This is a genomic window from Pseudomonas sp. 30_B (assembly GCF_017491605.1).
In the GTDB taxonomy this organism is placed as follows: Bacteria; Pseudomonadota; Gammaproteobacteria; order Pseudomonadales; family Pseudomonadaceae; genus Pseudomonas.
Genome location: NZ_JAFGYY010000442.1, coordinates 1 through 255, shown reverse-complemented (window position 1 = coordinate 255; position 255 = coordinate 1). Strand labels below are relative to the sequence as shown.

The following is a 255-nucleotide window of genomic DNA, read 5'->3' as shown; positions in this document are numbered from 1 at the left end:
CGGCCTTGCCCTTGCCCTGGATTTCCGGGCGAGCGTCGTCGGTCACGCCGTTGGCGGCGATATCGCCTTTGATCGAACCAACATCGTCGATCACGTGGGTGATGCTCACATCGACCTTGCTGGTATCGACCACGACGTTCAGGGCGTCGCCCTGACCGCTGCTGTTGCCAGCCTTGTCCAGCACTTCGGTGGTGAAGGCATGGTCGCCATTGTTCAGCGGGGTGGTCGGCGTGAATTCCCACTTGCCGTCAGCGC

At 62.4% G+C, this 255-nt stretch carries 1 protein-coding gene; it reads right to left on the bottom strand.

Annotated features, from left to right (window positions below; all coding sequences use genetic code 11):
• The coding region (locus J5M67_RS29030; protein ID WP_243434953.1) for an Ig-like domain-containing protein at positions 1 to 255 on the bottom strand (255 nt) is incomplete at both ends.